A 24,273-nucleotide genomic window follows, 5' to 3' on the forward strand; every position below is an offset into this window, starting at 1 on the left:
GATCGGGTGTCAATTAATCTGCCCCTGATCGAGTCGGAAGACACCAATTGGCAGGAGTGGCTTGAGAAACACCAGGATTCAAAACTGTTAAGGTGATTGCCGGGCATTCGTTTAACAAGGATTTCCCAATGACTGTCTTGATCGCTGGCTGTTCCTGGTTGAGCGGGAGAGTGTTTTGACAACCTCGTCAAGCCAGGATGAGCCGCAATTCGTGCTTGATAAATATAGATCTTCTACTGACCGATGTGATTATGCCTGGTATGAACGGCAGGGAGTTAGCGGATGGATTCAAGGAAATAAATCCGAACCTGAAATGTATGTTTATGTCAGGGTATACCGTCAGCGGCGTCACTCACCCGAATATCCTGGGCGCGGAGGTGAATTTCCTGCAAAAGCCGATTAGCGATAGAAAGCTCGCTCCGGGGATCAGGGAATTACTGGATAGCTGAAGCACCAGTTCGTTTAAGCGAGGGAGTTCATGGTGAGCGCTGTCTGCAATTGATTAGCCTGCAAAATACCAAACACTTTGTGGCATTTTTCAGGCCTTTTGCATTTACGTTTCTATGGGGTAAGGGTTATCGCTTTGGCCAAGTTTTCCCCAGCCTGGATGACTTTGTCCAGTTGTTCCTGATCGTTTTTTACCTTGCCCCGGTGAAATATCCTGAAGATTGCTATCTCATCTACTATTTCATAACCCAGGGCTTGAAGCGGCCTACGCATCGCCTCCAGAGTAAATCCCATATCCTTTTTATTTTCCTGTTCACAAATAGCGACAATGACAGCTTTACGATTTTGTTCTGCCAGGTTGCTGGACCAGGCTCTGGGAATGGTATCCTGAAAGTTGTATAAGCAGTATAGCCTGTCAATGAAAGCTTTCATCCAGGCGGTGATGTTGTAGTTGTGAGTAGGGCAGGCCAGCACAAGCCCCTTGGATGAAAGCAGCGGTTGATACAGCATCGACATACCATCGAGAAGTCCTGTACAGATCTTATCCTTCCGGCACATCTCACAACCGATACAACCTTGAAATTGGATATCCCTGAGTTGATACGATTCAGATTGCACTCCCTGCCGGGAGGAACCTTTGAGGGCATTTTTCAACAGTATGTCCGAGTTGCCGTTTCGTCGGGGACTACCGCCGATGCCGAGAATCTTATTATCTGGTGGGGTGCAGGTCGAAAGCTCTTTAAGCATGGCGTGTATTGAATTCATAGAGAAGCCTTGAAGACGAATTGGGCTGGTGAATCAGGGGAATTGAGAATGAGGTACACACTGGGCGATACGGTTGCAATGTATTCTGCTTGAAAGTTACATCAGAACGCAGTTGATGGCAATTGAATCGCCAAGCGGATCACTTTGAAATCATAGCAGAGAGTAGTGCCACCCCTATTTTTGTTTCAGTAGTCATGTGCCGGGAAATCGGTCAGCAGTATCAATATGTCACTGCAGCATAGCATGACGCCTGACAAGTATGTGCTGGACTAAAGTGTCTGGCCGTTGTAGAAAATTATATGTAATAGCGGTTTTTTGGTCTGATGCTTTGTGGGGTTTTCGATGGAGGTGAATATGCACTCTCCGCTTGAAGGCAGACCACTAAGTTATCCTGCCCGGTTGTCTGCCCGAGTACAGGCTGTAATACAAAGCCCGGGATACATGCGCCTTACGGTTGGTACGAGTCTTTTTACCGGCGTTGGGCAGGGGACGATCCATTCTGCCCTTTCCACGAATTTCTGTAATTCCTCCTCTCAATTATGTTTCTTCACCCTTCGATTACAAGGGGTTCAGCGTTGGTCAATTGCCGCTGGAATCATTAATAACATCTGCTGCAGTAATAAGAACGCATCTGGCAAAAAGCTGTTCAACTTTCACTTCAACCGCAGGAGGAAGTATGAAAATTGCTTTTAAAACAATTGTTGTAGTTTTCGCTGTGGTGGCATTTGCACCGTTCGGCGTATATGGGGCCGGGGGCCCCAGGCCCGAACCTCCTCCAAAGGCGAAAACCATCGCCGAGCTGGCAGAGCGTTATGATTCGGAGAGATGTGCCGACTGCCATGAAGATGTCCATGACGAATGGTCTGAGTCGCTCCACTCGAAATCTATTCTGGGTTCTCCGCGTACAGCGCCAACTATTATCACTGCCATCGAAAAGGGGTTAAAGCGTTTCCCGTATTCGGGTGTGAAAGAAGATTCTGATATCACGGTGGAACATCTGATGATGTGTATGAAATGTCATCTTCCCCAACTCGATGAGGCAACAGATGACGTTGCTCGTGAGATCGTCGCTACCATCAGGGGTTGGCAGCAGGCATACAAGGATGGAGATGAAGACAAGGCAGAAGAACTCGAAGAGACAATCGCCAGCCTGAATATAGGTTGCATGGTTTGCCATAACAAGGTGGCAATCATTCACAAATATGCGGATGGCTACCCCCAGCCGGATACGGTATACGGTGCTCAGGAAGGTGAGCATGAGGACGAGGAATATACAAAGATGGCAAAGGCTCCGGCACTTGGCGAGTCTATTTTCTGTGGGCAATGTCATGGTCAGGGGCCGAACTTCGAGTTGGACCATCCCTCGCAGTGCGCCACGGCCTATGGCAGTTATCTTTTTGCCTATGCAGCCCATGGCGGCTCCGAGTCGTGCCAGGAGTGCCATATGCACAAGTCTGAGCTTGGGCATAACATGCAGTCGTATCGTGATAATGCCATGATCGAGATGGCGTTCGATGTCAACGTCGAGGGCCGGTCGTTATTCTGGCGCAAAAACAAGACAGAGGGCGTATTGCCTATCGGTATTATCGATGTTGAGATCTACAATAAGACGGGACATGCTGTCCCGGACGGCTGACCCACCCCGAACCGGCTGGTCCTGGATGTGACCGCGAAAACAACGGATGATGAGGTGGTGTTTAACGAGCAGCGAATTTACATGCCATTCCCCGGTCGTTTTGGCAGGGGCAAGGAGATGGGCAGAGGGCCCTATGAGAAGAGTGGGTTGCTTAGGGAAACAAGCATTCCGCCGCTTGCCAGGGTGCATGAAACATTTGAAATAACCTACCCATTTGAAGATGTAGCCAAGGGCGATTCCACCCGCAGAGAGTTGGTGAATGATGAACTGAAAGTCTCTGTGGTGCTGTGGTATGTGCCCTTTGGCGAGTTTGACGGCAATGAAGTCGTTTTTTTTGAAGAAGAGAAAACACTCGACCTGAAGACCGAGTGGATCTGGAGATAAGGGAGGCTTGAGCTATTCGATGATCCGGCCCGTACGTACAGTCGTGGGCTGTAGCGTACGGGTTGCAGTGCTGATACATAGACCATTTGTGAGATAACCTTCTATCGGTTCCCCAAAATGGAAGAAAAGGGGGAGTTACATGAGAATTCTCATCGCGTGTGTTCTGTTGTTGCAGGCTGCTGTGTGTTTCGCGACAGGAGATTGCCCAAATCATGACGCATTCAGGGAGCAAGGTTGGGTAATCCATGATAAGGAAGAGTTCAATCAGATACTCACCCAGCGTCTGGAGGACTTTTTACCACAGGTGGGTAAAGACCTGGTCCTCGATCAGGATGAGTACTATAAATCATGTTATTGCTATGATGACTACCTGATCATGCAGATCGTTATTTACGACCGGCTTTCAACCTGTCGGGATGAGATGTGGGGCGATGTGGCCTTTGCCCTGACTGGTAATTTCGACGGGGATTACGTTGAACTGCGCTGGTATGATCCGGTGTCGAAAGAAAAACATATTGTGTGCAACCCGGATTATGTGTGCTGTGTAACCACCAAGGTGCCTCTGGCGGTGAACACTATTTTTTAGGTTCGGCTGGGCGTACTGGTATTAGACGGAAAATGACACCAGCTGGAATCGAAGGGGGATGTGTGCTGGTTCAGAATAGTCTTTGACCGAATCGCCCCCTCAGTGGTGTCCGTTATTTTTAGTCTCAAGAGAGGAACAGCATTCTACCGTGCTTGACGCCGCTTGTTCATCTGCAAACGCAAGAGGTCGCTTTCGTTTGTGATGCAGTTGCCGATTATTTTTAACAGTTGGCCGTTTTCCCTTGAGAAAAATCGTTTGTTATCCGGCCTGCTGACTTCCTCGCCATCCACTGTATTCAGAGTGAAAATCTTGCGGGCAGCAACAACAACGCCTCTTTTATCGGTTGTAATATCCTGACTGACGATTACCAGCAGTTCAGTACCATCTGGGTGACTAACTTTGAAGTATCCAATGAGTTCTCGCATATAGGGGTAACCTTCGTTAGTTATGCATATTCGGCAATAGCATCTGGCAAAAGAGGGAGGAAGGATTTCAGGCAAATCCTTCCTCCAAGAAGAACATGAGGTTGATATGGCATATCACTTTTAGGTTCTTCAAATTAAAGAACGACGGAAATTTTTTAGATCTACTTAGGGAGAATTGCCGACCTCGTCAGGCGTATAACGGAGTAAAAGAAAAATACGGTAAGCGGCAATAGAATTTGCAAGGTGACCGGCAAAAGCCAAAAAGGGACTATCAGCGGGTGAATATTCAGCATCTACTCCTCCTGATTGTGAAATATTACAATCCATCGTGCTATGAAAAAGAAAGCTGGGAGGGAGCTTTCCGTAAGCACTAATTTCATGCGATTGTGTTTTTTACCCAGCTTGGTTGGGGTTCTGCAAATCTCTCACATCTTCGCTACACCAGCCTTGCCGTCTCGAATTACCAAAAAATTGAATAATCTTCTGGTCGGTTGAGTCGGTTATGATCGCCTGGTTCACTTGAACGTCACCTGCTATGCTGCAACGGGTCGGGGGAAGGCTGAGCATGTTATGCGGAGGACGGTCTTTTTCTTTTTTTTCTCTTTTCCCCCCTGTAAGTCGATGCGAAAAGATGTGTTAGGGAAAGCAGGGGGTTCGTTGGTCGGTGTATGGTTTTGCTGTGGCTATGATCCTGAATGAACGATGTAAACCGCTTTGTTAATGCTATATTTTTGTGCAAGTTGGAAGCATTACAATGTAGTATCACAATTTATAATCCAAAACATATAGCCCTTCGTGTTTTGGGGGATAAAAACAGATGGTACTGCAAAACAGTTCAATGTTCTGATAGCACAGCTCTTTTTTTTTTAGCTTTGCACCAATTTTTGTCGTTTGAGGTGGGATCATGTTTAAAGCCGTAACTGCACACAGCATAGAGTCCGGGACCAGAGACATTGTTGACGACCTGGTAGGTGGGGCAAACGTGAAGCTGGGAATTTACAGGCCATCCACCGGGATCTTTTATACTTCAGCGTTCCACGACACTGAAAAATTCCAGGATATTCTCAAAGGCATTAGTGAGGCTTTCCCGGGAATAGAGATTGTTGGGGGAACAGTAGTTGCTGGCTTTACGGATGATAGCGATTATATCAAGGATGGATATTTTCTCTGCCTATTCGTGAGTAATACGGCAACATTTGTTACCGGCCGGATACGAAATGTTGCAGCCTTGATTGAATCCCAAAACTTTTCGCAGACCTTCAGCAGCTACCTCAAAGAGAATTCCTCCGATAAAGACCCGGTCGCCTGCTTTATCTGGACGTCATATCACAATGTTGATGGAGATAAGCTTATTGATTCGGTCCAGGGAGGGTTGCCTGAAAACTGTCTGGTATTCGGTGGAATGGCCGGTGATTACTGGACCGAAGAGGATGTCGTTAATTTTTCAAAGAGAACTCCACCTGCTGAGAAATCTCTACTCTTTTTTGCCAGGAGTGGTGTCATCGATGTTGAAGAAGATGCCTTGGTCTTTTTATTGTTTGAAGGCGATCTTACGGTACGTTATTCCATTTGCAATAGTTGGTCAGATATCGGGATGCTATATCCCGCCCGGGGTGATGGGACAGTTTTGACAGAAATTGACGGAAAAGAGCCCCGTACCTTTCTTCGTGAATTGAAGCACCCTCTTGCCCTGGAAGATCAGAGCAACGCTCTTTATTCACCATGGGTTCATGTTCCGGGAAAAGACCCTTATATACGGGATCTGTTTTTTGATAGTGTCACCGGTAATTACTATACGATGGGTGCCAACCTTCCTTCCAGATTTCAGGTGAGTTTCTCATTCCCTAAAAAAGAGAAAGTGCTTGAGGAGTTCCACAACAGCCTCTGTGGCCTTGGTAGTCAGCAGAGTTTGGTTATCGCAACTACTTGCTGTACTCATATGGCTGTGTTGGGTCAGGATATATCTAAACAATATAGTGATATGGCGAGGGTGTTTCACCGGACACCGACTATTTGCGGGTATGTTTTTGGTGAGTTCGGTCCTTCCATGACGAACCGCGAGAGTATACTGCACAGCTGCTCAAGCATACTGCTCTCCTTACAGGAGAAAGAGCATGGCAGGCATGAAAGCCAGGATTCAATAGCCTCTTTTTTCGATGGGATCATCAGGGAACAGGGCAATGAGATCAAATCGCTTCAAAAACAACTGCGTTTTTTTGAAGGAAGCAAAAATACCAAGATGAAGAAGTTGACCGAAGATTGCCTTGGAATGCTGCTCTGTCGTTCGCATAAATCGGTATCCAGCCATGCTGAGCAGATGAGCGACACGTTGAAAGCCTATTACAAGGAGAACGGTACAGAACCACCATATGCAACCAGTCGGAATAGATTGATAGATCACTTGATGACGCTTAAAAAGCTGGCAGAAAAGTTTTGAATAAAGATAGGCGGGCAGGTAGTTGTTACATCGTTGAGGTATTTTGAACATCTTCTGCATCCAGATGCCAGTCGACAATGTCACCCACCTCATCGTAAACATTGTAAATTACTTCGCAGTCGCAATAGCCACCATGCTCATTCAACCAGTTGACGGTATTATCCACCTCCAGGGAATGTGTCCGTAAAAAATGTAAGGTTTCTTTTAAGGTGTGGTCACAGGCCGGTGCATCTTCTCTATTCAGGTACGAGAGTAATTCCTTGAGTTGTGCTATCTCCATGGGCAAAGAGTCTAAAAGCTTCTGTTGCTCTTGTTGCTTGAATTTTGCCTTCAGAATTTTTTTGATTGAGAAATGCATAGTTAATCCAGATGTTTTTTCTGTTTGACATAACGATAAATCACGCCGGACATTCCTGAAGCAAGGCAAGCGAAACCCAGATATCTGACTCATCGTCGCCAGAGCAATTAGATGTGCCCATTTGCATAGTGATTTTAGGTGCTAAGCGAAGTTTGAGCAAGTTTAAAGTTCTGAATTATTTACCTTGTTGACAGGTTGAAATGGGCTTACTATCATGAAGTTGGTAACTTACAAGGAGGTTTTATGCTGAACAGTTCAATGGATCTTGTGGTTGCAGTTGCTGGAAGGAATGCAGCTCAGCGCACAGGCAATTGATCAAGCAATTTGTAGTATTAAATTCCAAAGATCGTAGATGATATCTTTGAATTACCCACTCCGAGTTGGTTCGATCGAACCTATGCACCATTTTTGCGTCTTTTTTCAGCAACACTTTTCCGATAGTAACTACAGTATCTTTGAGGTGGCTGCAGGCAGCAGAATGGATGTTGGCAATCAGGCCGAATATTTCATGCAAATGAGCCGGGATTCTTCGTTGTCAGGGATTTGCAGTAAACAATTAGAGCTGCACCCTTGATACCTTAATCGTGGCAGAAGCAAAAAACGTGAGATATTCGGGATATCGTCAATTGCTCTCCTACATGCTTCTGACAGTGGCCGATCATTGTTTGTCAAAAACAAACGACTATTTGGAAGTGCAATGAAATCAACAGATAACAATATGCAGACAATTTCACCGGGAAATACTACCAACCTGCGCCGTCTTGGCTGGTCTTCCTTTTTTCAGGACCAGTTCACGATAGAGGATACCACCTCCTGCTTTGCACGAGTTGTGGGCATGAGAAGAAACTTTTTCCTGGTGAGCCAGGGGGAAGAAGAATCAATAGTAACGGTTTGTGGCAGTTTATTGAAAGACCCTGAGATGTGTTACCCGGCTGTCGGAGACTGGGTTATCCTCAGAGACTCCAGTATTGTCGCAGTACTGGTCAGGCAGAATGCCCTGGTCAGGAAGGAAGCAGGGACTAAAAAGCGTAAGCATCACGAAATACCAGGTCACGAGCAGGTGATAGCAACAAACCTGGACAAGGCTCTTATCGTCTGTGGCCTCGATCGCGACTTTAACCTGAGACGAATCGAGCGTTACCTCACCCTGGTCTATAACTGCGGGGTAAAGCCGGAGATCATCTTGACCAAGGCTGATTTGCATCAGGACCCGGGCGTCTATGCAGATGAGGTTGAAGCCATCGCCTTTGGCGCGAAAGTTCACCTTGTCTCAGCCCAGGACGACGTAGCGATAAACCGGTTGAGAACAGACCTCGCCAGCGGGGTGACTGCAGCCTTGATCGGTTCTTCCGGTGCAGGCAAATCAACCCTGATAAACCGGATCTACGGAGAGAATATTCAGACAACAGGTGCGGTAAGTGAAAACCTTGGTAAGGGAAAACATACAACCACCAACCGTGACCTGATAGTCCTGCCGACTGGCGGAATGTTGATTGATAACCCGGGAATACGTGAAGTTGCACTGGCGGCCGGTGACGCAAATTCGGTCTCGGCCTTTCCTGATATTGAAGAAATGGCACGATCATGCAAATATCTGGACTGTACCCATGCCCATGAGCCGGGTTGTCAGGTGCTGAAAGCCGTATCCAAAGGCGAACTGAGTGACGACAGGCTGAAAAGCTACCAGAAAATCCGTGATGAACTCAGGTATATCTCAGATCGTGAGGTGAAAAGTGCCGCGCGGGTGGAAAGGGAACGATGGAAAGGGGTAGCACAGAAAATTAAGACCATTAACAAGAAGAAATATCATAGATAATGCTCTTTTTTGCTAAAGAGCGAAAAAGCTACAGCCTTGTTGCGTTGCTGGTCAGCGGGGCTGTGGCAACGTAGCAAAAAGCAGGTCTTTTTTGATGCAACAGGCATATCAGCCTTATTTCCTGACTTCTCTGATTATACTGTCGGCCTTATCGCTCTGGTGAGGCAGAAGGTGCTGTGGACAGTGGTTGGCACCCACTTCCACAGCAATCCTGTATCGAGCACATTTCTGATAATTTGTATTGCAATATTCCTGCTTACGACGATCGAGGAGTTCGGGGATCTCCTCAAAAACTCTGCAATTGAAGTAGTCGCAGACGTCAGCAAATTCACACTTATCCATTGTACGCTCCATGCACAGTAGTTAATACCTACACTCATTTTATCCCAGGCCCTGCTGCTTTTCAAAGTCTGTATCAAAAAACAGGTGAGAAGTGATATAGAGGTAAGGTGCATTTTCGTAGGTATGTTTTCTGATTGGATTTGATCCTTGCCACGATCTACCAGAAACCTGCGGTTCAGAGACTTACGGTGTCTCGTTGAGAATGTTGTTTTCATCGGGCATTTCAACGATTGCAGGGTACATTCCCGAACAATTCAGCCGGTAACAACGAGTTGAGGGAAAAGGGCTTAGTCTGACAGGCTCCTGGTGTAATGCAGAAACGAAAAAGAGACAGTAACGCTGCAGGTGGCAGATGAAGAGGAGGCTGCAGCGTTACTGTGGCGCAGGCGAGTAACACAAAATCAGGAAATGTGTTACTCGTTATGTTGCCGGAATATCAACAAGCTGTCAAGAAAAAAACTTCGTGAGTTTAGAGGATCATTATCGAAGTGGTCATTATCGAAGTGGTACTGCCCAAAATTAATTCCGTCTGTCGTCTCACGAATTGTCGGCCTCATCGGACCCGTTTGCACCATTGGTATCAGCTTCAGGTAATCGACTTGCTATAACTTTATCAACGCGATTGCCATCAAGATCGACCACTTCCAGCTGCCAGCCCTGCCATTCGGCAACATTTCCGGTATGTGGGACTCCCCCAAACAAGCTCATCATCATTCCACTGAGTGTGTGATAGCGTTTTTTCTTCTCCTCGGGAACACTCTTTAGTTCAAGCAGATCTTTGAGTTCCGGCACAGGGATCAGCCCGTCTATCAGCCAGGATCCGTCTTTACGTTGTACTGCCCAGACATCTTCCCGATCGTCAGGCTTGAATTGTCCCGTCAATGCTTCAAGAATGTCCTGCAAGGTGATCAGGCCAAGAATCTGGCCATATTCATCAACAACAAAGACCATTTGGATATCCGATTCGCGGAACTGTTCCAGCAGTTTCATGCCCGAGAGTGACTCGGGAACATAAACGGCCGGTAGTAGATGATCGGTAATATGTTCAGTCAATTCTCCTCTAAGGTGCTGCTTCAATAGCTCTTGCGCGGTAATTACCCCGAGGAGATTGTGCATTCCACCACGGCAGACAGGGAGGCGGGAGTGATCGGAATAAGCAAGCATTTCAAGGTTTTTCTGAAATTGCTGCTCAATATCCAGGAATATAATTTCGCTGCGAGGTGTCATGAGGGAGGCAATCTGGCGGTCATCGAGGCGGAACACATTGCGCAGCATTTCGTGCTCTTTCTCTTCAATGATTCCCGCTTGGGAACTTTCCTTCAGTATTGCCCGAATGTCCTCTTCTGTGAGGGTTGCACTGTTCATATCCTTTTTACCGAGGAGCTTCAGGATAATATCGGTTGATTTGGAGAGCAGATAGACAAAAGGCCTGGACAGTTGCGCCAATATCGCTATGGGACGGGCCATCATTTTAGCGATTCCTTCGGCGTTGAATTGAGCGAGTCGCTTGGGTACCAACTCGCCCAGCACGATGGTCAAATAAGTAATAGTGACCACAACGATAGTGGTTGCCGCAATCGCACTGCTCTTTGGCGCCAGGCCGAAACCTGAAAGCAGTTTGGCCAGGGGACCGGCAAGCGCAGCCTCACCAACGATACCATTCAGGATGCCGATGGCCGTGATTCCGATCTGAACGGTGGAGAGGAACCGGGTAGGCTCCTGACCAAGTTGTATGGCAACAGCAGCTGAGCGGTCACCCTCCTCGGCAAGCCTCTGCAGACGGCTTTTTCGAGCAGTGACCAGGGCGATCTCCGACATGGCGAAGATACCGTTGAGAAATATAAGAGTGATAAGTATGGCGATCTCCAAGTATCTTCTCCTTTAAGTTAAATGAGTTTATTCCAAGATATCCTGTCTTAACCAAACGTAGTGCTGACCAGATAGACCGTATACCCGGCATAGAAGAAAAGCAGCAAAATTCCTTCAATACGGTTGATACGGCCGGGGCCGCGGAACCCATAACCGATGGCAAACAGTGACAGGGTCAACACTGCCAATACCGGCATGACATGGCCTAAAACTTCAGGCCCTATCGAAATCGGATGAATGGTCCCGGCGATTCCAACCACCGCCAGGGTATTAAACAGGTTAGAGCCAATTACGTTTCCCAGGGCGATGTCGTGCTCTCCTTTGCGAGTGGCGATAACAGCCGATGCCAGCTCTGGAAGAGAGGTGCCGACAGCGACAATGGTCAGACCTATTATCAAGTCGCTCACGCCAAAACTGTAGGCTATTTCCACGGCACCCCAAACCAGAATTCGGGAACTGATGATCAGCAGTATCAGCCCTGCTGCTAGCCAAAATAGTGCTCTCTTGATTGGCATGGTAGTTGTTTTCAGCTCCTGCGCCATTTCTACTCCCAGGGTATCCTGACTTTTATGTAGTCCCTGCCGGATGGTCCAGATCATCAGCCCAGCAAACAGGAAGAGCAATATCACCGCATCCACTCTGGAGAGCATTCCATCCCAGACCTGCCAGGTGGCGAGAGCGGTCACAGCGGTTAGAATGGGCAATTCTTTGCGCAATACCTGGGAATGAACCGCGATAGGGCTTATTAATGCAGTGAAGCCAAGGATAAGTGCGATATTGGTGATGTTTGAACCGTAGGCGTTACCGATTGCAATGCCAGGGCTTTCCTCAAAAGCTGCAAAAGCCGAGACAACCATCTCAGGTGCGGATGTGCCAAACCCGACCACAACCATACCGATTAAAAGCGGAGGCATGCCGAAATGGCATGCTGTAGAAGCGGCACCTTCGACAAAACGGTCTGCGCTTACGATGAGCAGTATGAGTCCCAGGACCAACGCAAGACTTGGTAGTAGCATTTTTTCCTCAATAGTCGTGCTTTTTTCAAATATCATCCTGCTATTTCGTGCCGATTATCAGAAATGCAGCATGTATCCATATGATAAAGGTAGACGGGTATGCCTGGCAATGGTATGTGTCCGGCACCTGACAGCCTGGATCGGTCTGGCATGATATCGTTGAAAGAATGCGAATTAATTCCAATGCACAGCTGAAGATTTGTGAACGGTGAGGCAAAAGGGCGATAGTAAATCCTCGGATATTGTTTATTTTGTCAGGGGATTGTTTGGGAAAGTCTCCCCAGGATAGGCAATGCATGTGCTACGCTATGTTCCAGGTCTCACTCTTTTTTCTTTCAAATCATCGGTAAACGCAATTAGTGAGCAACGGGGAATACCAACAACCAATTGGAATCTGCAGGCTCACTCAGATATACTTGCCGGAATTTCAGGAAATGGCGTATATAACAACCTTGGCGTTTGGGAATGAATATGGTGAAAAACAAGAAGTTCAGTCAAGCAGTGTTCTTAGGTTTTCTGGCGTTGATGGGGATACTGTTCTTCGGCTTTGACCTTCATCATCTGCTCACTTTCGAACGTTTGAAAGCATCCCAGGCGGAGGTTGCGGCTCTGTTCAGTGAAAATCCTGCCGGGGTGATCATGGTCTATCTCGCTGTCTATATTCCCTATGTGGTCCTCAATCTGCCAGGGGTGGTGATACTTGGTCTTGCGGCCGGTGCCATGTTCGGAGTTGCCCTCGGTACTCTAGTGGTTTCCTTTGCAAGTACAACCGGAGCTGCGCTGGCCTGTCTAATATCCCGTTACCTGTTGCGCGATTGGGTGCAGGCCAGGTTTGGCAGCAAGCTCGACAGTGTGCATCGGGGAATCGCAGAGGAAGGACATTTTTATCTTTTTTCTCTTCGCCTTATCCCGGTGATTCCGTTTTTTGTGATCAACATGGTGATGGGGTTGACCCATATGCCGGTAAGAACCTTTGTTTGGGTTTCGATGTTCGGCATGTTGCCGGGAACGTTTGTCTTCGTAAATGCAGGCAGCCAGATCGCCAGCCTTGATTCAGTTTCGGGATTATTTTCTCCAGGCTTGCTGTTTTCATTCGCACTTCTTGGTATTTTCCCTCTTGCTGTCAAAAGAGGGCTGACTCTTTACAAGACCAGAAGAGGCTGAAAAGATGAGTAGTGGGACTAATACGAGGCTCGACCATTTGGTGGTTGCAGCCCATACCCTTGAGCAGGGGCTGAGCTATGTAAAAAAGCAGCTTGGTGTAACGTTGCCGTACGGCGGCGAACATCCAAAGATGGGCACGCATAACCATCTGGCCAGGATTGGTAATGATATTTTTCTGGAAATTATCGCTATTAACCCGGCCGTCGGCCATCTTGAGCGGCCCAGATGGTTCAACCTTGATGACCGGCGAATGCAGCAGAGCCTCAAAGAGTGCCCGCGGCTGATCAGCTGGGTGGTGAACACCGGTGATCTGGGCAGCCTGCTTGAGGGGGCGCACTGTTCCTTCGGTACACCAGAGCCGATCAGCAGGGGGGAACTCAGCTGGCATTTCGCGCTGCCTGCAGATGGCAGGATTCTAGGGGGTGGCTTTCTGCCGTACCTGATTCAGTGGCATGTCGATAGCCATCCGGCCGGGAGAATGGCGGAGGTGGGGCTGCGACTGAAGTCGCTTACTTTGTATCATAACAACCCGATGTGGTTGCTGGGCATGCTGACCTCTATCGGAGCCGATAGGCTGGTTGAGGTCAAAGGAGCATCAGGGGCAGAGCCGCAAAGCATTCGGGCCGTATTTGACACCCCTCTGGGAGAGGTGGAGCTAAGCTCCTTGTAAAGAAAAGGTGGGGCCGGGGTGGCGTTGACCCCATCCTTTTTCAGGAAATTCTTTTTTGGCGGAAGAATCCTGGCCTGGCATGTTTTCAGCCACCCCAGGGCATCTCAGTGTACTCTTGAAAAATCTTATCGTGTAATTCTTTAAAAAATACTTCGTGACCACGCTCCCATTTGGCAAGCATTGAAAGTGCCTGTTTGGCGTTGCCGGTGGCTTTTTCTGCGGCGTGGCTGTAAAACTCGGAGAGATCTTTTTCGATCAGGTAGGCGGTACGCAATACGGCTACATCGGGGATCATCGATTCGATCAGGGTCTGGTCGAGTAGCTCTTTCTGGGCACGCCCCTCAAACCAGCCATCTTTCTCCAGAGCGGCAGCAACCTTTCCCACCTTTTCGTCGGAGTTGCTGAGCAAGCCCTGGATGTATTCAATATGTTTCAGCTCTTCTTCTGCCAGCTTGGTAAAAACAGCAGCGATCGTTGCATGCGATGACTTATCGGCGTTTGATTTGAAGAACTGGTACCCCTCTTTTTCTCTCTGCAGGGCATATTCGTATATTTTCTGTACGTTCATGCTGTCACCTCCTTGAGCCTTGGTGGTCTGATGGAAAGGTTTCCGGCATTTATCCAGTGTCTCGCACCTGGAAGGGTATATACACATTCGTAATCTATCGAAATTATATCGTTGTTACAATACGCTAATTGATAATAATTCACAACTAGCATGTTATTTTATTTTCTTGCCGATACTGGTGTGGTATATTTCACCTATCTGAATTTGAAGGGATTCTTATCATAGGGATTTCACCATGACACGCACTGTAATTACTGCAAATCTTCGTAAAACCTATCGCTGCCTGTACAACTGTTGCATGTTGTACCACTGACCTCTTCTTCTCCCCACGAACAATTCCATTATTAAGGGGTACGCCTTAAAGCGTGCTCTAAGTTCATTTGTAGTTACTTGCTATTCTACCACTCCTGCAGATATTTGTTGTAGGCGTAGAAAGCAGGGACGTTTCAGATCTATGGAGAAAAAGTTATGTTTGAACAGCTGAAAACCACCAACACCACACCTGAGCGGGCCGCTTCCGCAGAAGGAAATTTCTACCCTTCCACGGAGAATTCAGCCGGCAATACGATAGGGCCGGGCATGAATACGCGCATCCAGCGGTTGCGAAAACTGTCCGTTGATACCGTCCCGACTATTTCCATTGAGCGTGCCCTGCACGAGACCGAATTCTATAAAGAAAATTACGGAAAGTATTCTATTCCTGTGCTGCGGGCGCTGACCTTTCTTGATCATTGTCAGAGAAAAACGCTCTATCTGGGTGATGACGAGCTGATAGTCGGAGAGCGCGGACCTGAGCCGAAGGCAATCCCGACTTTTCCTGAACTGACCTGCCACAGTGTTGAGGATTTTCATGTGCTCAATACCAGGGAGATGCAGCGCTATCTCACGACCCAGGAGGATATTGATACGTACGCGCGAGAGGTAATTCCCTACTGGCAGGGTCGCACCCAGCGTGAACGCATTTTTTCCCATGTGCCCGAAGAGTGGAAGGCGGCCTATGAGGCGGGGCTCTTTACCGAGTTTATGGAGCAGCGCGCTCCCGGCCATACTGTACTGGATGGTAAAATCTATCAGCGGGGTATGCTCGACTTTAAACGGGAGATCGAGGAAAATATCGCCGCACTCGATTACCGGAACGATCCCGAAGCCACAGATAAGGCCGAGCAGTGGAAGGCCATGGCTATTTCCTGCGATGCGGTGATTGTTTTCGCCGAGCGGCATGCTGAACTCGCAGAGAAGATGGCCGCAACTGAGCAGAACCCGGAAAGGGTGGCTGAACTGAAAAAGATTGCCGGAGTGTGTCGCCGCGTTCCTGCCCATAAGCCGGAAAATCTCTGGGAAGCTTTACAGATGTACTGGTTTGTCCACCTTGGCACCATCACCGAATTGAATGGCTGGGACGCCATGAATCCCGGGCATCTCGATCAGCATCTGGAGCCGTTTTTCAAAAAGGAACTGGCTGCGGGCACTCTTACCCGTGAGCAGGCCAAGGAGTTGATTTGCTGTTTCTGGATCAAGGTCAACAACCATCCGGCACCACCCAAGGTTGGTGTGACCGCTCGTGAAAGTGGCACCTATAACGACTTCACCAATATTAATATCGGTGGTGTGAAGCGGGACGGTTCCGATGGCGTGAGCGAGGTATCCTATATCATCCTGGAGGTAATAGAAGAACTGCACATCCTGCAGCCGGGCTCCTCGGTGCATGTTACTTCTAAAACCCCAGACAGCTTCCTGCATGCTGCTGCCAGAGTTATCCGTCAGGGACATGGCTATCCCTCGGTATTTAACCCGGATACGTACATCATGGAGATGGTGCGTCAGGGCAAGTCCCTTGAGGATGCCCGCGAAGGCGGTTGCAGTGGCTGTATTGAGGTTGGCGCATTCGGCAAGGAGGCTTTTCTGCTGACGGGTTACCTGAATGTGCCGAAAGTTTTCGAGGTAACCCTCAATAACGGTATCGATCCTGTTACCGGCAAAAAGGTCGGTGTCGAGAGCGGTGATCCCCGGGAATTCAAGACCTATGAGGATCTTTATAACGCTTTTCTGGAGCAGATCCACTTCGTTGTTGACCAGAAGATCAGGGTTTCCAACTACATTGACAGGATGTTTGCCAAGTATGCACCGGCACCGTTCCTGTCAGTGGTAATTGAGGACTGCATCAGCAAGGGACGCGACTATTATGATGGTGGACCTCGTTATAACACCAGCTATATCCAGTGCTGCGGGTTGGCAACAGTTGCCGACAGCCTGGTGGCAATCAAGAAGCACGTTATTGAGGATGGCCGATTCACCATGGACGCATTGTTGAACGCCTGCGCCAACAATTTCGAGGGTGACGAGTTCATGCGGCAGACCATCATGAACAAGACCCCGTTTTTCGGCAATGACAATGACTATGCCGATGATATCGCGGTGAAGGTCTATGATGACCTGGTTGCGGCGATTGATGGTAATGACAACATCAAGGAAGGTGGTAAGTATCACCTGAATATGCTTTCCACCACCTGCCATATCTACTTCGGCAAGGTCCTTGGGGCTACCCCGAACGGGCGAATGGCCGGTAAGTCTATCTCTGATGGTACTTCCCCATCACATGGTGCAGATACCAGCGGGCCGTCGGCGGTGATCAAGTCGTTGGGCAAACTTGACCAGATGAAGTCTGGAGGAACTCTGCTCAACCAGCGCTTTCTGCCAAGCCTCATAAAGCGGGACGAGGATATCGTGAAACTGGGTCAGCTGATTCGTTCCTATTTCTCTCTGGGGGGGCATCACATTCAGTTTAACATCGTTGACACCGCGACTCTTCTGGCGGCACAAAAATGCCCGGATGATTACAAGGATCTGTTGGTTCGTATGGCGGGGTATAGCGATTACTTCAATGATATGAACGGGGATTTGCAGCAGGAAGTGATTGAGAGAACGGAGAATGACGCCTTTTAGGCTGATTTTTTCATGAGCATCAGAGATGCGCACCGGAGGTCAGCCCAGATATCGTTATCTTTTTCAGTGTCTTAGCAGTATGCATAGTTTACTATAGCGTGCTGCTTGAACACTTCGAATCTGACGCTTTATGAATTGATGAGAAACAAGACTAACAAGTTACAAAAGTTTATAGGTACTGTAATTATGCAATCAGGTTTGATTTTTGACATAAAACGTTATGCGATCAACGATGGGCCGGGTATACGGGCCACGATATTTCTAAAAGGGTGCCCGTTGCACTGTGCCTGGTGCCACAACCCGGAGAGTATCTCGACAAAAATCCAGAAAATGTACAACCGGGACAAGTGTATAGGCTGCAAGGCCTGTGAAGATGCCTGTCCTGAGCACGCCTGTGCATTGACGAAAGAGGGTATCGTCACTGATCTGAGTTTGTGTACCAGTTGCGGTGATTGCGCCGAGGTGTGCCCGACCCTGGCAACCGAGATGTCAGGTCGGGTGGTTACCGTAGAAGAGATGGTGGCCGAGGTGGAAAAAGAGCGGGTGTTCTTTGATCAGTCCGGCGGCGGGGTGACTGTCTCAGGCGGCGAGCCGCTGCTGCAGAGTGATTTTGTCTGTGCGCTCTATGATGAGCTTGGCGCAGGAGCCATTCACCGGGCAGTTGATACCACCGGCTTTACCAGGACCGAAACTCTGCTTGAAGTGGCGAAACGGACCGATCTGTTTCTCTACGACCTGAAGATGATGGACTCCGAACGTCATAAGAAATGGACCGGTGTTCCCAATGAACAGATTCTGAAAAACCTCAAAACCCTGGCTGAAACTGGAGCTGATATCAATATTCGCATCCCGCTGATCAAGGGCGTCAATGCTGATGATGCAAACATAGAGCAGAGCGCGAATTTCATAGCCGGGCTGCCAGGTGTCAGGCCGAAGGTCAATATCTTGCCCTATCACAACATCATGGCCGGTAAATATCTCAGGCTGGGGGAAGCATTCGATTCCACCGGGCTCGAAGAGCCGGACGAGGCAATGCAGGAACGAGTGCTCGACCAGTTCAGGGCTGTCGGCCTTAAGGCAATGATAGGCGGCTAATAATCACATGATTGGGCTTAAACATATGGTGTAGGCCCAATCATTTTGTTCCTCCCTTTACATTTGGTGTGACCGCCAAATGCTCCATTGTTCGCAAGCATGTCAATCGGCAGGCCTGCCTCTTCTGTGTCAGCAAATACTTTTCCAGCGGAACCCGCCTGACCGGACGTATTATGGCAGAAGGTGTGCCATAGGGTATGCTGATGGTGTCAATTTTGAAAGGGTCTATAACTCCTCATCGGGGAATTGAGTTTTTTGATACCTTGAATACTTCTATTCGAAACAACATTCGCGCTATGACCGTTGGTTATAAATAGAGAGTGTTGAGTTTCTATCATTATCAAAAAAACTTGCATTTATGCCGGGTGCGTAATAGTTATAGATGTCTGCGATAATATCATTATAGAGCTGTGTCATTTTTTGGGGGGTGATAAGGTCCCCCCATGGCATTTTTAAACTGTTCAGCTCTTGTCTCATGAGTTGTCCTGAAGTAGATGCATTCCCACCCTATCGTATAGCCCTCCAAGGTGAAATACGTTCAAAATTTCTGAAATTCCAAAGCCGATAAGGAGCTAAGGGGTCCGAAATGGATAAACTTAAAATAGGAATAATCCGAGAAGGAAAAGTGCCAACTGACAAGCGGGTTGCTCTTCCGCCGTCTCATGCCAGAAAAGTGCAGGAAATGTTTCCCCATGTAGAAGTCGTGGCGCAAAAAAGTGAGATTCGCTGTTACAATGACGACGAATATCGTCAAGCGGGGATCAGGGTTGTTGACTCTCTTGATGAGTGCGATGTGGTAATTGGTGTGAAAGAAGTACCGGTCTCGGATCTGTGTGCGGAAAAAACATACTTTTTCTTCAGTCACACAATAAAGAAACAGGAGTATAACAGGGGATTACTGCGTGAGGTTATCCGCAAAAATATAACTCTTGTCGACTATGAAACAATAACAGATCAGAGCGGTAAAAGAGTTATAGCATTTGGTCGTTGGGCTGGTATCGTGGGCGCGTATAACGGTGTCTGGGCCTATGGACAACGTTATAATCTTTTCGATACCAGGCGTGCCTGCGACTGTTTTGATTTGGAAGATTTGAAAAGTGAATTGGCAAAAATAGATTTGCCGCCAGTAAAAATTCTTCTTACGGGCGGTGGCCGGGTTGCAAAAGGCGCAATCGAAGTTCTTACAGGCATTGGCGTGAGACGAGTGACTCCCAGGCAATTCAGAGAAGACTATTTCGATTTTCCGGTTTTTGCGCTGCTCAATGCCAGGGATTACAACTTGAGAAAAGATGGCGGTGAGTTTAGCAGAACTACATTCTACGGTAGTCCCCAGCAGTTTGAATCTAACTTTTTACAATATAGCAGTGCAGCCGACCTGCTTATTGCCTCAGCGTATTGGGATCCAAAAGCGCCTGCTCTTTTCGAACGAAAAGATATTATGAGTGATGATTTCAAGATAGCAGTGATTGCAGATATTACCTGTGATATTGACGGTTCCATCCCATCGACAAAACAGGCTAGTACTATCGACGAGCCTTTATATGATTACAACCCATGTGACGACAGAGTTGAACCTCCACTGACTGATGAGGGAAATATTACTGTAATGGCAGTTGATAACCTGCCATGTGAACTTGCTCGTGATGCTTCAGAAAGTTTTGGTACGATGCTTTTAAGTAACGTCTTGCCGGAGCTTATTACTGGAGACAAAAATGGCATTATCGAGAGAGCAACTATCGCCCGAGGTGGGAAGTTGAACGAGCGGTATACCTATTTGCAGGATTATGTGGATGGCAACTAAAAGCAAATCTCTCGCTGATCGACGTGGGGGCGGTCAGTTGGGAAGATAAACAGCCTGAGTTGCTCTCAGGCGAATGGCATTATCACAGCGGCAACCGGCCGCAAGATGAAACTAAGAAGAAGGAGAGATGAGATGAAAACAATCAAGTCACTGATGGCTGCATCTGTAGTTGCGGCCATCTGTTTGTCCGGAACCGCCTTTGCCAACACCTTGGAAGAGGTTAAAGCGAAAGGCTATGTGAACTCTGGTGTTTCCGGAAAAGTTGCTGGATTTTCAGCACCTGATGCAAAAGGGCACTGGACTGGACTGGATGTAGATTTTACCCGCGCGGTAGCCTCTGCAATTTTTGACGATCCCAATAAGGCACGTTTTACCCCTGTGGCATTTAAAGAAGCGTTCACCGCTCTACAGTCGGGTGAAATTGACATGCTGACCCGTAATACAACCTGGACCTTTCAGCGTGACGCTAAACTCGGCCTTGAGTTTGTTGGAACCATCTTTTATGACGGCCAGGGTTTTATGGTCAGAAAAGATCTTGGAGTAAAAAGCGCCCTTGAGTTGGATGGTGCCAGTGTATGTACCCAGGCTGGAACCACGACTGAGTTGAACCTTTCTGATTATTTCCGCTCAAAAGGCATGACCTATAAGCCGGTAGTGTACGAGAGTGCAGATGAAGCGACTGTAATTTATGAATCAGGTCGTTGTGACGTTTACACCACCGATACCTCAGGCCTTGCGGCCAGAAGAACTACTCTGAAAGCAACTGAGGACCACATGATACTTCCTGAAGTGATTTCCAAGGAACCTCTCGGACCTGCAGTTCGGCAGGGCGATCAGCAGTGGAGTGATATTGTCAGGTGGACTCTCTTTGCCCTCATTAATGCTGAAGAACTTGGAATTACCTCTGAGAATGTCGATGAAATGCTGAAGTCAAGCAATCCTGCTGTCAAGCGTCTGCTTGGTGTTGATGTAGATTTCGGTCAGCATCTCGGTCTGACTTCAGATTGGGCATACCGCATTATCAAGCACATGGGCAACTACGGCGAAATGTATGAGCGGAACGTGGGTGTAAACACTGTTCTTGGTCTTGAGCGTGGCGTGAATGCACTGTGGACCGAGGGTGGATTGATCTACGCTCCTCCCGTGAGATAATTGTGCAACAAAGCAGTATGGGGCCTTTCCGTTGAGCTGAAGAGCCCCCAATTGCTTTCAGTAAAGGTGACTAAGACCGGCCGCACCACATCCTGGTGCGGCTGAGTTGTTCCTTGAGTTCTGATATGAATCTTCATGGGATTGCAGAAATAGGTTGGTTAACTCCGGTGGCGAAATGTATGAACAAAAGAGCACACTGCTCAATGACGCGAGAGTAAGGGGTTGGATAGCACAAGCTCTTGTACTGATTATTCTTTTGGGGCTCTCTTGTTATGGCATCTATAACGTAGGACAAAATCTCCAAAAATCAGGAATAACAACTGGTTTCGGCTTTTTGTCTGAGCCGTCAGGATTTGATATCAGCCAGACGCTTATCCCCTATTCAAGCAAGAGTTCATATCTTGATGCTCTTAAGGTCGGTGTTCTAAACACTCTGCTTGTTTCCGTTTTCGGCATTATCGCTTCCACGATGCTGGGCTTCTTCCTCGGAGTCATCCGTTTGTCTCCCAATTGGCTTGTTGCCAAGATGGCAGGGGCGTACACGGAGATGATACGTAATGTGCCGTTGCTACTTCAGATCCTCTTTTGGTATCTCGCAATTCTGGCGCCCTTGCCAGGGCCTAAAGCCGCGTTGAATTTCCAGGATGTCATTTTTCTCTGCAACCGGGGTATGCAGATTCCCAAACCAATTTGGGGGCCTGGTTGCGAAGTGGTTCTCGCCAGTCTGATCGTCGCTGTTTTAGTGTCCATCGGCCTCATAATCTGGGCTGGGAAAAGACAGAGAATGACAGGCAAACGTTTCCCTGCTGTTTGGGTTTCCCTGATTCTGGTTGTCAGTGTGCCGTTCACGGTCCTTGCCGTAACCGGTTTTCCTGTTGGTTGGGATGTCCCGGCACTTCGCGGCTTCAATTTCCGTGGCGGGGTGACAATTTTACCTGAACTTATAGCCCTATGGCTTTCTCTGACCCTGTATTCTGCAACGTTTATTGGTGAGTATGTACGCGCGGGCATCATGGCTGTTGATAAAGGGCAACGTGAGGCGGCACAGGCTCTGGGATATCGTCCCTGGCTGATGTATCGGATGGTAATTATACCGCAGGCGATGCGTGTGGTTACCCCTCCCCTGATTGGCCAGCACCTGACCCTTATTAAAAACTCTTCACTGGCGGTTGTAATTGGTTATCCTGATCTCGTTCATGTCTTTGCAGGCACTGCATTGAATCAGTCGGGCCAGGCGGTTGAGATAATTTGTATTACTATAGCGGTTTACTTGACCATAAGCCTTGTCATTTCAGCCTTTATGAACTGGTACAACAATAAATATGCCCTTCGTGGTCTGTAAGGAATAGGTATGACCAAAGAAAAATGGCAGCCGAGGCCCTCTTTACCATCTCCAAATTTCGGTACGGGGGTGGTCGGATGGTCAAGGAAAAATCTGTTTTCAACTCCCTGGAATTCGCTTCTCACCCTATTGGGAGTCGCCATTCTTGCGATATCGATTCCACCTTTTATCCAGTGGGCAATATTGCAGGCTAACTGGCTCGGAGATTCTCGCGAGGTGTGTGATGCTGCGGCGGCAAAAGGCAGTGCAGGTGCCTGCTGGGTATTTATCAATGTAAGGAAGGATGTCTTCCTTTACGGATTTTACCCTGAATTGGAGCGCTGGCGAGTCAATTACACCTTCCTGCTATTGGCTTTCAGCCTTTTGCCCTTACTCCTGCCAAATTGGTTTAAGCGTTTACAGAATCAGTTTGCGTTGGGAATTGCGGCAATATTGTGTGCCTTTATTATTTTTGGGGTGAAGGCAGCTGTCTTTACAGGTGCGTATCTTTTCCTGCCGATAATCATGGCCAGACTGGTTGTGCAGAACATCGGTGGCCTCGGCAATGGAAATGGCAGGTTCAACACCCTGCTGCGGCTTGGTTTGACGGTAGCTGTCGGGCTGGTTGCGTACTATTTCGTTTTTGCCCTGGTCGACCCCAATGGCGCGCTACCTATAGCCATGGCTGTAGCAGTGATAGCCCTGTTTCTGCTGTTTATGGGAAAACTGGATATAGCCATCTGGCGCTGGATTTTTCTTTTCACCGTATTTCCGGTAGTCGCCTTTTTCATGTTGTCCGGTGACGTTTTTGGGTTGCCACTTGTCGAAACGCATTACTGGGGTGGTCTCTTCCTTTCACTGGTTGTTTCGGGAACCGGGCTTGGTACAGCACTTCCTATTGGTATTCTGCTGGCTCTGGGCAGGCGGTCAGAGCTTCCTGTGATACGAGTTGTATGCGTTACTTTTATTGAGTTTATCAGAGGTGTTCCGCTGGTCAGCGTGTTATTTCTGGCATCGGTCATGTTTCCACTTTTTCTGCCGGACAATTTCAGTATTGATAAGTTGCTTCGGGCGCTTGTGGGAATAGCGTTTTTTTACGCGGCGTATATGGCAGAGGTTATTCGTGGTGGCTTGCAGGCTATTCCAAAGGGACAATATGAGGCCGCAGAGGCCCTCGGGTGGACTTACTGGAAGATGATGGGATTAATCATTTTACCCCAGACCCTGCGAGTGGTTATTCCGGGCTTGTCGAATAATTTCCTGTCACTTTTAAAGGATACCACCCTGGTGGCCGTTATAGGATTGCTTGATCTTCTGGGAATTGCCAAGGCAGCTATGGCTGATACCGAATGGCTTGGCTTTACCAAGGAGGCGTATATCTTCGCGGGAATTGTTTTTTGGATTCTCTGTTTCGCCATGTCCCGCTATTTTGTGTATTTAGAAAAAAAATATCACATGAATTACCAGTAGGGAATTCG

Annotated in this window: 20 protein-coding genes; 13 read left to right on the plus strand and 7 right to left on the minus strand. The window is 48.1% G+C overall.

Annotation, left to right across the window (positions count from 1 at the left end; translation table 11 throughout):
* The first annotated feature begins 215 nt into the window (after positions 1–215).
* Entirely contained in the window at positions 216–449 is a 234-nt protein-coding gene (locus ACN5NT_RS21105; protein ID WP_419176796.1) for a response regulator, read from the plus strand.
* A gap of 112 nt (positions 450–561) precedes the next feature.
* On the opposite strand, the gene ACN5NT_RS21110 is transcribed toward ACN5NT_RS21105, so the two are convergent.
* Positions 562–1,212 (minus strand): flavodoxin family protein, encoded by a 651-nt coding sequence (locus ACN5NT_RS21110; protein WP_419176797.1) that lies wholly within the window; start codon positions 1,210–1,212, stop codon positions 562–564.
* Positions 1,213–1,888: 676 nt separating this feature from the next.
* Here ACN5NT_RS21110 and extKL point away from each other — a divergent pair.
* Both extKL and ACN5NT_RS21120 read left to right on the plus strand, forming a co-directional pair.
* Positions 1,889–3,232 (plus strand): multiheme c-type cytochrome (seleno)protein ExtKL, encoded by a 1,344-nt coding sequence (gene extKL, locus ACN5NT_RS21115; RefSeq protein ID WP_419176798.1) that lies wholly within the window; start codon positions 1,889–1,891, stop codon positions 3,230–3,232.
* A gap of 139 nt (positions 3,233–3,371) precedes the next feature.
* Positions 3,372–3,818, plus strand: coding sequence for a hypothetical protein (locus ACN5NT_RS21120; protein ID WP_419176799.1), 447 nt, complete (start codon positions 3,372–3,374; stop codon positions 3,816–3,818).
* A 143-nt stretch (positions 3,819–3,961) separates the two neighbouring features.
* Here ACN5NT_RS21120 and ACN5NT_RS21125 read toward each other — a convergent pair whose 3' ends face one another.
* The gene (locus ACN5NT_RS21125) at positions 3,962–4,243 is read right to left on the minus strand and encodes a hypothetical protein (RefSeq protein ID WP_419176800.1); all 282 of its coding nucleotides are present in this window, start codon (positions 4,241–4,243) and stop codon (positions 3,962–3,964) included.
* Between the two features lie 904 nt (positions 4,244–5,147).
* Between ACN5NT_RS21125 and ACN5NT_RS21130 the strand changes: the two genes are divergently transcribed.
* Positions 5,148–6,680, plus strand: coding sequence for an FIST N-terminal domain-containing protein (locus ACN5NT_RS21130; protein ID WP_419176801.1), 1,533 nt, complete (start codon positions 5,148–5,150; stop codon positions 6,678–6,680).
* 25 nt (positions 6,681–6,705) lie between these two features.
* Here ACN5NT_RS21130 and ACN5NT_RS21135 read toward each other — a convergent pair whose 3' ends face one another.
* Entirely contained in the window at positions 6,706–7,038 is a 333-nt protein-coding gene (locus tag ACN5NT_RS21135) for a DUF2695 domain-containing protein (protein ID WP_419176802.1), read from the minus strand.
* A gap of 697 nt (positions 7,039–7,735) precedes the next feature.
* Between ACN5NT_RS21135 and rsgA the strand changes: the two genes are divergently transcribed.
* On the plus strand, positions 7,736–8,854 hold the full coding sequence (gene rsgA, locus ACN5NT_RS21140; RefSeq protein WP_419176803.1) for a ribosome small subunit-dependent GTPase A: 1,119 nt from the start codon (positions 7,736–7,738) through the stop codon (positions 8,852–8,854).
* A gap of 114 nt (positions 8,855–8,968) precedes the next feature.
* Here rsgA and ACN5NT_RS21145 read toward each other — a convergent pair whose 3' ends face one another.
* The 3 genes from ACN5NT_RS21145 to ACN5NT_RS21155 form a co-directional block, all read right to left on the minus strand.
* On the minus strand, positions 8,969–9,196 hold the full coding sequence (locus tag ACN5NT_RS21145; RefSeq protein ID WP_136798446.1) for a hypothetical protein: 228 nt from the start codon (positions 9,194–9,196) through the stop codon (positions 8,969–8,971).
* 537 nt (positions 9,197–9,733) lie between these two features.
* A complete protein-coding gene (locus tag ACN5NT_RS21150) occupies positions 9,734–11,065 on the minus strand; it encodes a hemolysin family protein (RefSeq protein WP_419176804.1) in 1,332 nt (443 codons plus the stop codon).
* Positions 11,066–11,112: 47 nt separating this feature from the next.
* Positions 11,113–12,081, minus strand: a complete 969-nt coding sequence (locus tag ACN5NT_RS21155) for a calcium/sodium antiporter (protein ID WP_419176805.1) — start codon at positions 12,079–12,081, stop codon at positions 11,113–11,115.
* A gap of 471 nt (positions 12,082–12,552) precedes the next feature.
* On the opposite strand from ACN5NT_RS21155, the gene ACN5NT_RS21160 reads away from it, so the two are divergent.
* Both ACN5NT_RS21160 and ACN5NT_RS21165 read left to right on the plus strand, forming a co-directional pair.
* Positions 12,553–13,245: a TVP38/TMEM64 family protein gene (locus ACN5NT_RS21160; RefSeq protein ID WP_419176806.1), complete on the plus strand. Its 693-nt coding sequence runs from the start codon at positions 12,553–12,555 to the stop codon at positions 13,243–13,245.
* A gap of 4 nt (positions 13,246–13,249) precedes the next feature.
* Complete coding sequence (locus ACN5NT_RS21165) at positions 13,250–13,915, plus strand: VOC family protein (protein ID WP_419176807.1); 666 nt, start codon at positions 13,250–13,252, stop codon at positions 13,913–13,915.
* A gap of 85 nt (positions 13,916–14,000) precedes the next feature.
* On the opposite strand, the gene ACN5NT_RS21170 is transcribed toward ACN5NT_RS21165, so the two are convergent.
* Positions 14,001–14,570 (minus strand): ferritin-like domain-containing protein, encoded by a 570-nt coding sequence (locus tag ACN5NT_RS21170; RefSeq protein ID WP_419176808.1) that lies wholly within the window; start codon positions 14,568–14,570, stop codon positions 14,001–14,003.
* A gap of 492 nt (positions 14,571–15,062) precedes the next feature.
* On the opposite strand from ACN5NT_RS21170, the gene hypD reads away from it, so the two are divergent.
* From hypD to ACN5NT_RS21200, 6 genes are all read left to right on the plus strand, one after another.
* Positions 15,063–17,426, plus strand: coding sequence for a trans-4-hydroxy-L-proline dehydratase (hypD, locus tag ACN5NT_RS21175; protein WP_419176842.1), 2,364 nt, complete (start codon positions 15,063–15,065; stop codon positions 17,424–17,426).
* 186 nt (positions 17,427–17,612) lie between these two features.
* Positions 17,613–18,521, plus strand: a complete 909-nt coding sequence (locus ACN5NT_RS21180) for a glycyl-radical enzyme activating protein (protein ID WP_136798439.1) — start codon at positions 17,613–17,615, stop codon at positions 18,519–18,521.
* Positions 18,522–19,107: 586 nt separating this feature from the next.
* Positions 19,108–20,322 (plus strand): NAD(P)-dependent oxidoreductase, encoded by a 1,215-nt coding sequence (locus tag ACN5NT_RS21185; RefSeq protein WP_419176809.1) that lies wholly within the window; start codon positions 19,108–19,110, stop codon positions 20,320–20,322.
* Positions 20,323–20,454: 132 nt separating this feature from the next.
* Complete coding sequence (locus ACN5NT_RS21190; protein ID WP_136798437.1) at positions 20,455–21,474, plus strand: amino acid ABC transporter substrate-binding protein; 1,020 nt, start codon at positions 20,455–20,457, stop codon at positions 21,472–21,474.
* A gap of 175 nt (positions 21,475–21,649) precedes the next feature.
* The gene (locus tag ACN5NT_RS21195) at positions 21,650–22,816 is read left to right on the plus strand and encodes an amino acid ABC transporter permease (RefSeq protein WP_419176810.1); all 1,167 of its coding nucleotides are present in this window, start codon (positions 21,650–21,652) and stop codon (positions 22,814–22,816) included.
* A gap of 9 nt (positions 22,817–22,825) precedes the next feature.
* Positions 22,826–24,265 carry an amino acid ABC transporter permease gene (locus ACN5NT_RS21200; protein ID WP_136798435.1) on the plus strand — a complete coding sequence of 480 codons (1,440 nt, stop codon included), beginning with the start codon at positions 22,826–22,828 and terminating at the stop codon, positions 24,263–24,265.
* Positions 24,266–24,273: the final 8 nt, after the last annotated feature.

The sequence above is a fragment of the Desulfosediminicola sp. genome (assembly GCF_048381775.1).
GTDB classification, from domain to species: domain Bacteria; phylum Desulfobacterota; class Desulfobulbia; order Desulfobulbales; family Desulfocapsaceae; genus Desulfopila; species Desulfopila ganghwensis.

Excerpts from the sequence above, each read along its gene's own strand:
- ACN5NT_RS21110 (WP_419176797.1), bottom strand. The coding sequence starts at position 1,212 with ATGAATTCAATACACGCCATGCTTAAAGAGCTTTCGACCTGCACCCCA.
- ACN5NT_RS21130 (WP_419176801.1), top strand. The coding sequence starts at position 5,148 with ATGTTTAAAGCCGTAACTGCACACAGCATAGAGTCCGGGACCAGAGAC.
- ACN5NT_RS21125 (WP_419176800.1), bottom strand. The coding sequence starts at position 4,243 with ATGCGAGAACTCATTGGATACTTCAAAGTTAGTCACCCAGATGGTACT.
- ACN5NT_RS21170 (WP_419176808.1), bottom strand. The coding sequence starts at position 14,570 with ATGTGTATATACCCTTCCAGGTGCGAGACACTGGATAAATGCCGGAAA.
- ACN5NT_RS21165 (WP_419176807.1), top strand. The coding sequence starts at position 13,250 with ATGAGTAGTGGGACTAATACGAGGCTCGACCATTTGGTGGTTGCAGCC.
- ACN5NT_RS21135 (WP_419176802.1), bottom strand. The coding sequence starts at position 7,038 with ATGCATTTCTCAATCAAAAAAATTCTGAAGGCAAAATTCAAGCAACAA.
- hypD (WP_419176842.1), top strand. The coding sequence starts at position 15,063 with ATGAATACGCGCATCCAGCGGTTGCGAAAACTGTCCGTTGATACCGTC.
- ACN5NT_RS21120 (WP_419176799.1), top strand. The coding sequence starts at position 3,372 with ATGAGAATTCTCATCGCGTGTGTTCTGTTGTTGCAGGCTGCTGTGTGT.
- ACN5NT_RS21185 (WP_419176809.1), top strand. The coding sequence starts at position 19,108 with ATGGATAAACTTAAAATAGGAATAATCCGAGAAGGAAAAGTGCCAACT.
- ACN5NT_RS21200 (WP_136798435.1), top strand. The coding sequence starts at position 22,826 with ATGACCAAAGAAAAATGGCAGCCGAGGCCCTCTTTACCATCTCCAAAT.
- ACN5NT_RS21190 (WP_136798437.1), top strand. The coding sequence starts at position 20,455 with ATGAAAACAATCAAGTCACTGATGGCTGCATCTGTAGTTGCGGCCATC.
- rsgA (WP_419176803.1), top strand. The coding sequence starts at position 7,736 with ATGAAATCAACAGATAACAATATGCAGACAATTTCACCGGGAAATACT.
- ACN5NT_RS21160 (WP_419176806.1), top strand. The coding sequence starts at position 12,553 with ATGGTGAAAAACAAGAAGTTCAGTCAAGCAGTGTTCTTAGGTTTTCTG.
- ACN5NT_RS21195 (WP_419176810.1), top strand. The coding sequence starts at position 21,650 with ATGTATGAACAAAAGAGCACACTGCTCAATGACGCGAGAGTAAGGGGT.
- ACN5NT_RS21145 (WP_136798446.1), bottom strand. The coding sequence starts at position 9,196 with ATGGATAAGTGTGAATTTGCTGACGTCTGCGACTACTTCAATTGCAGA.
- ACN5NT_RS21180 (WP_136798439.1), top strand. The coding sequence starts at position 17,613 with ATGCAATCAGGTTTGATTTTTGACATAAAACGTTATGCGATCAACGAT.
- ACN5NT_RS21155 (WP_419176805.1), bottom strand. The coding sequence starts at position 12,081 with ATGCTACTACCAAGTCTTGCGTTGGTCCTGGGACTCATACTGCTCATC.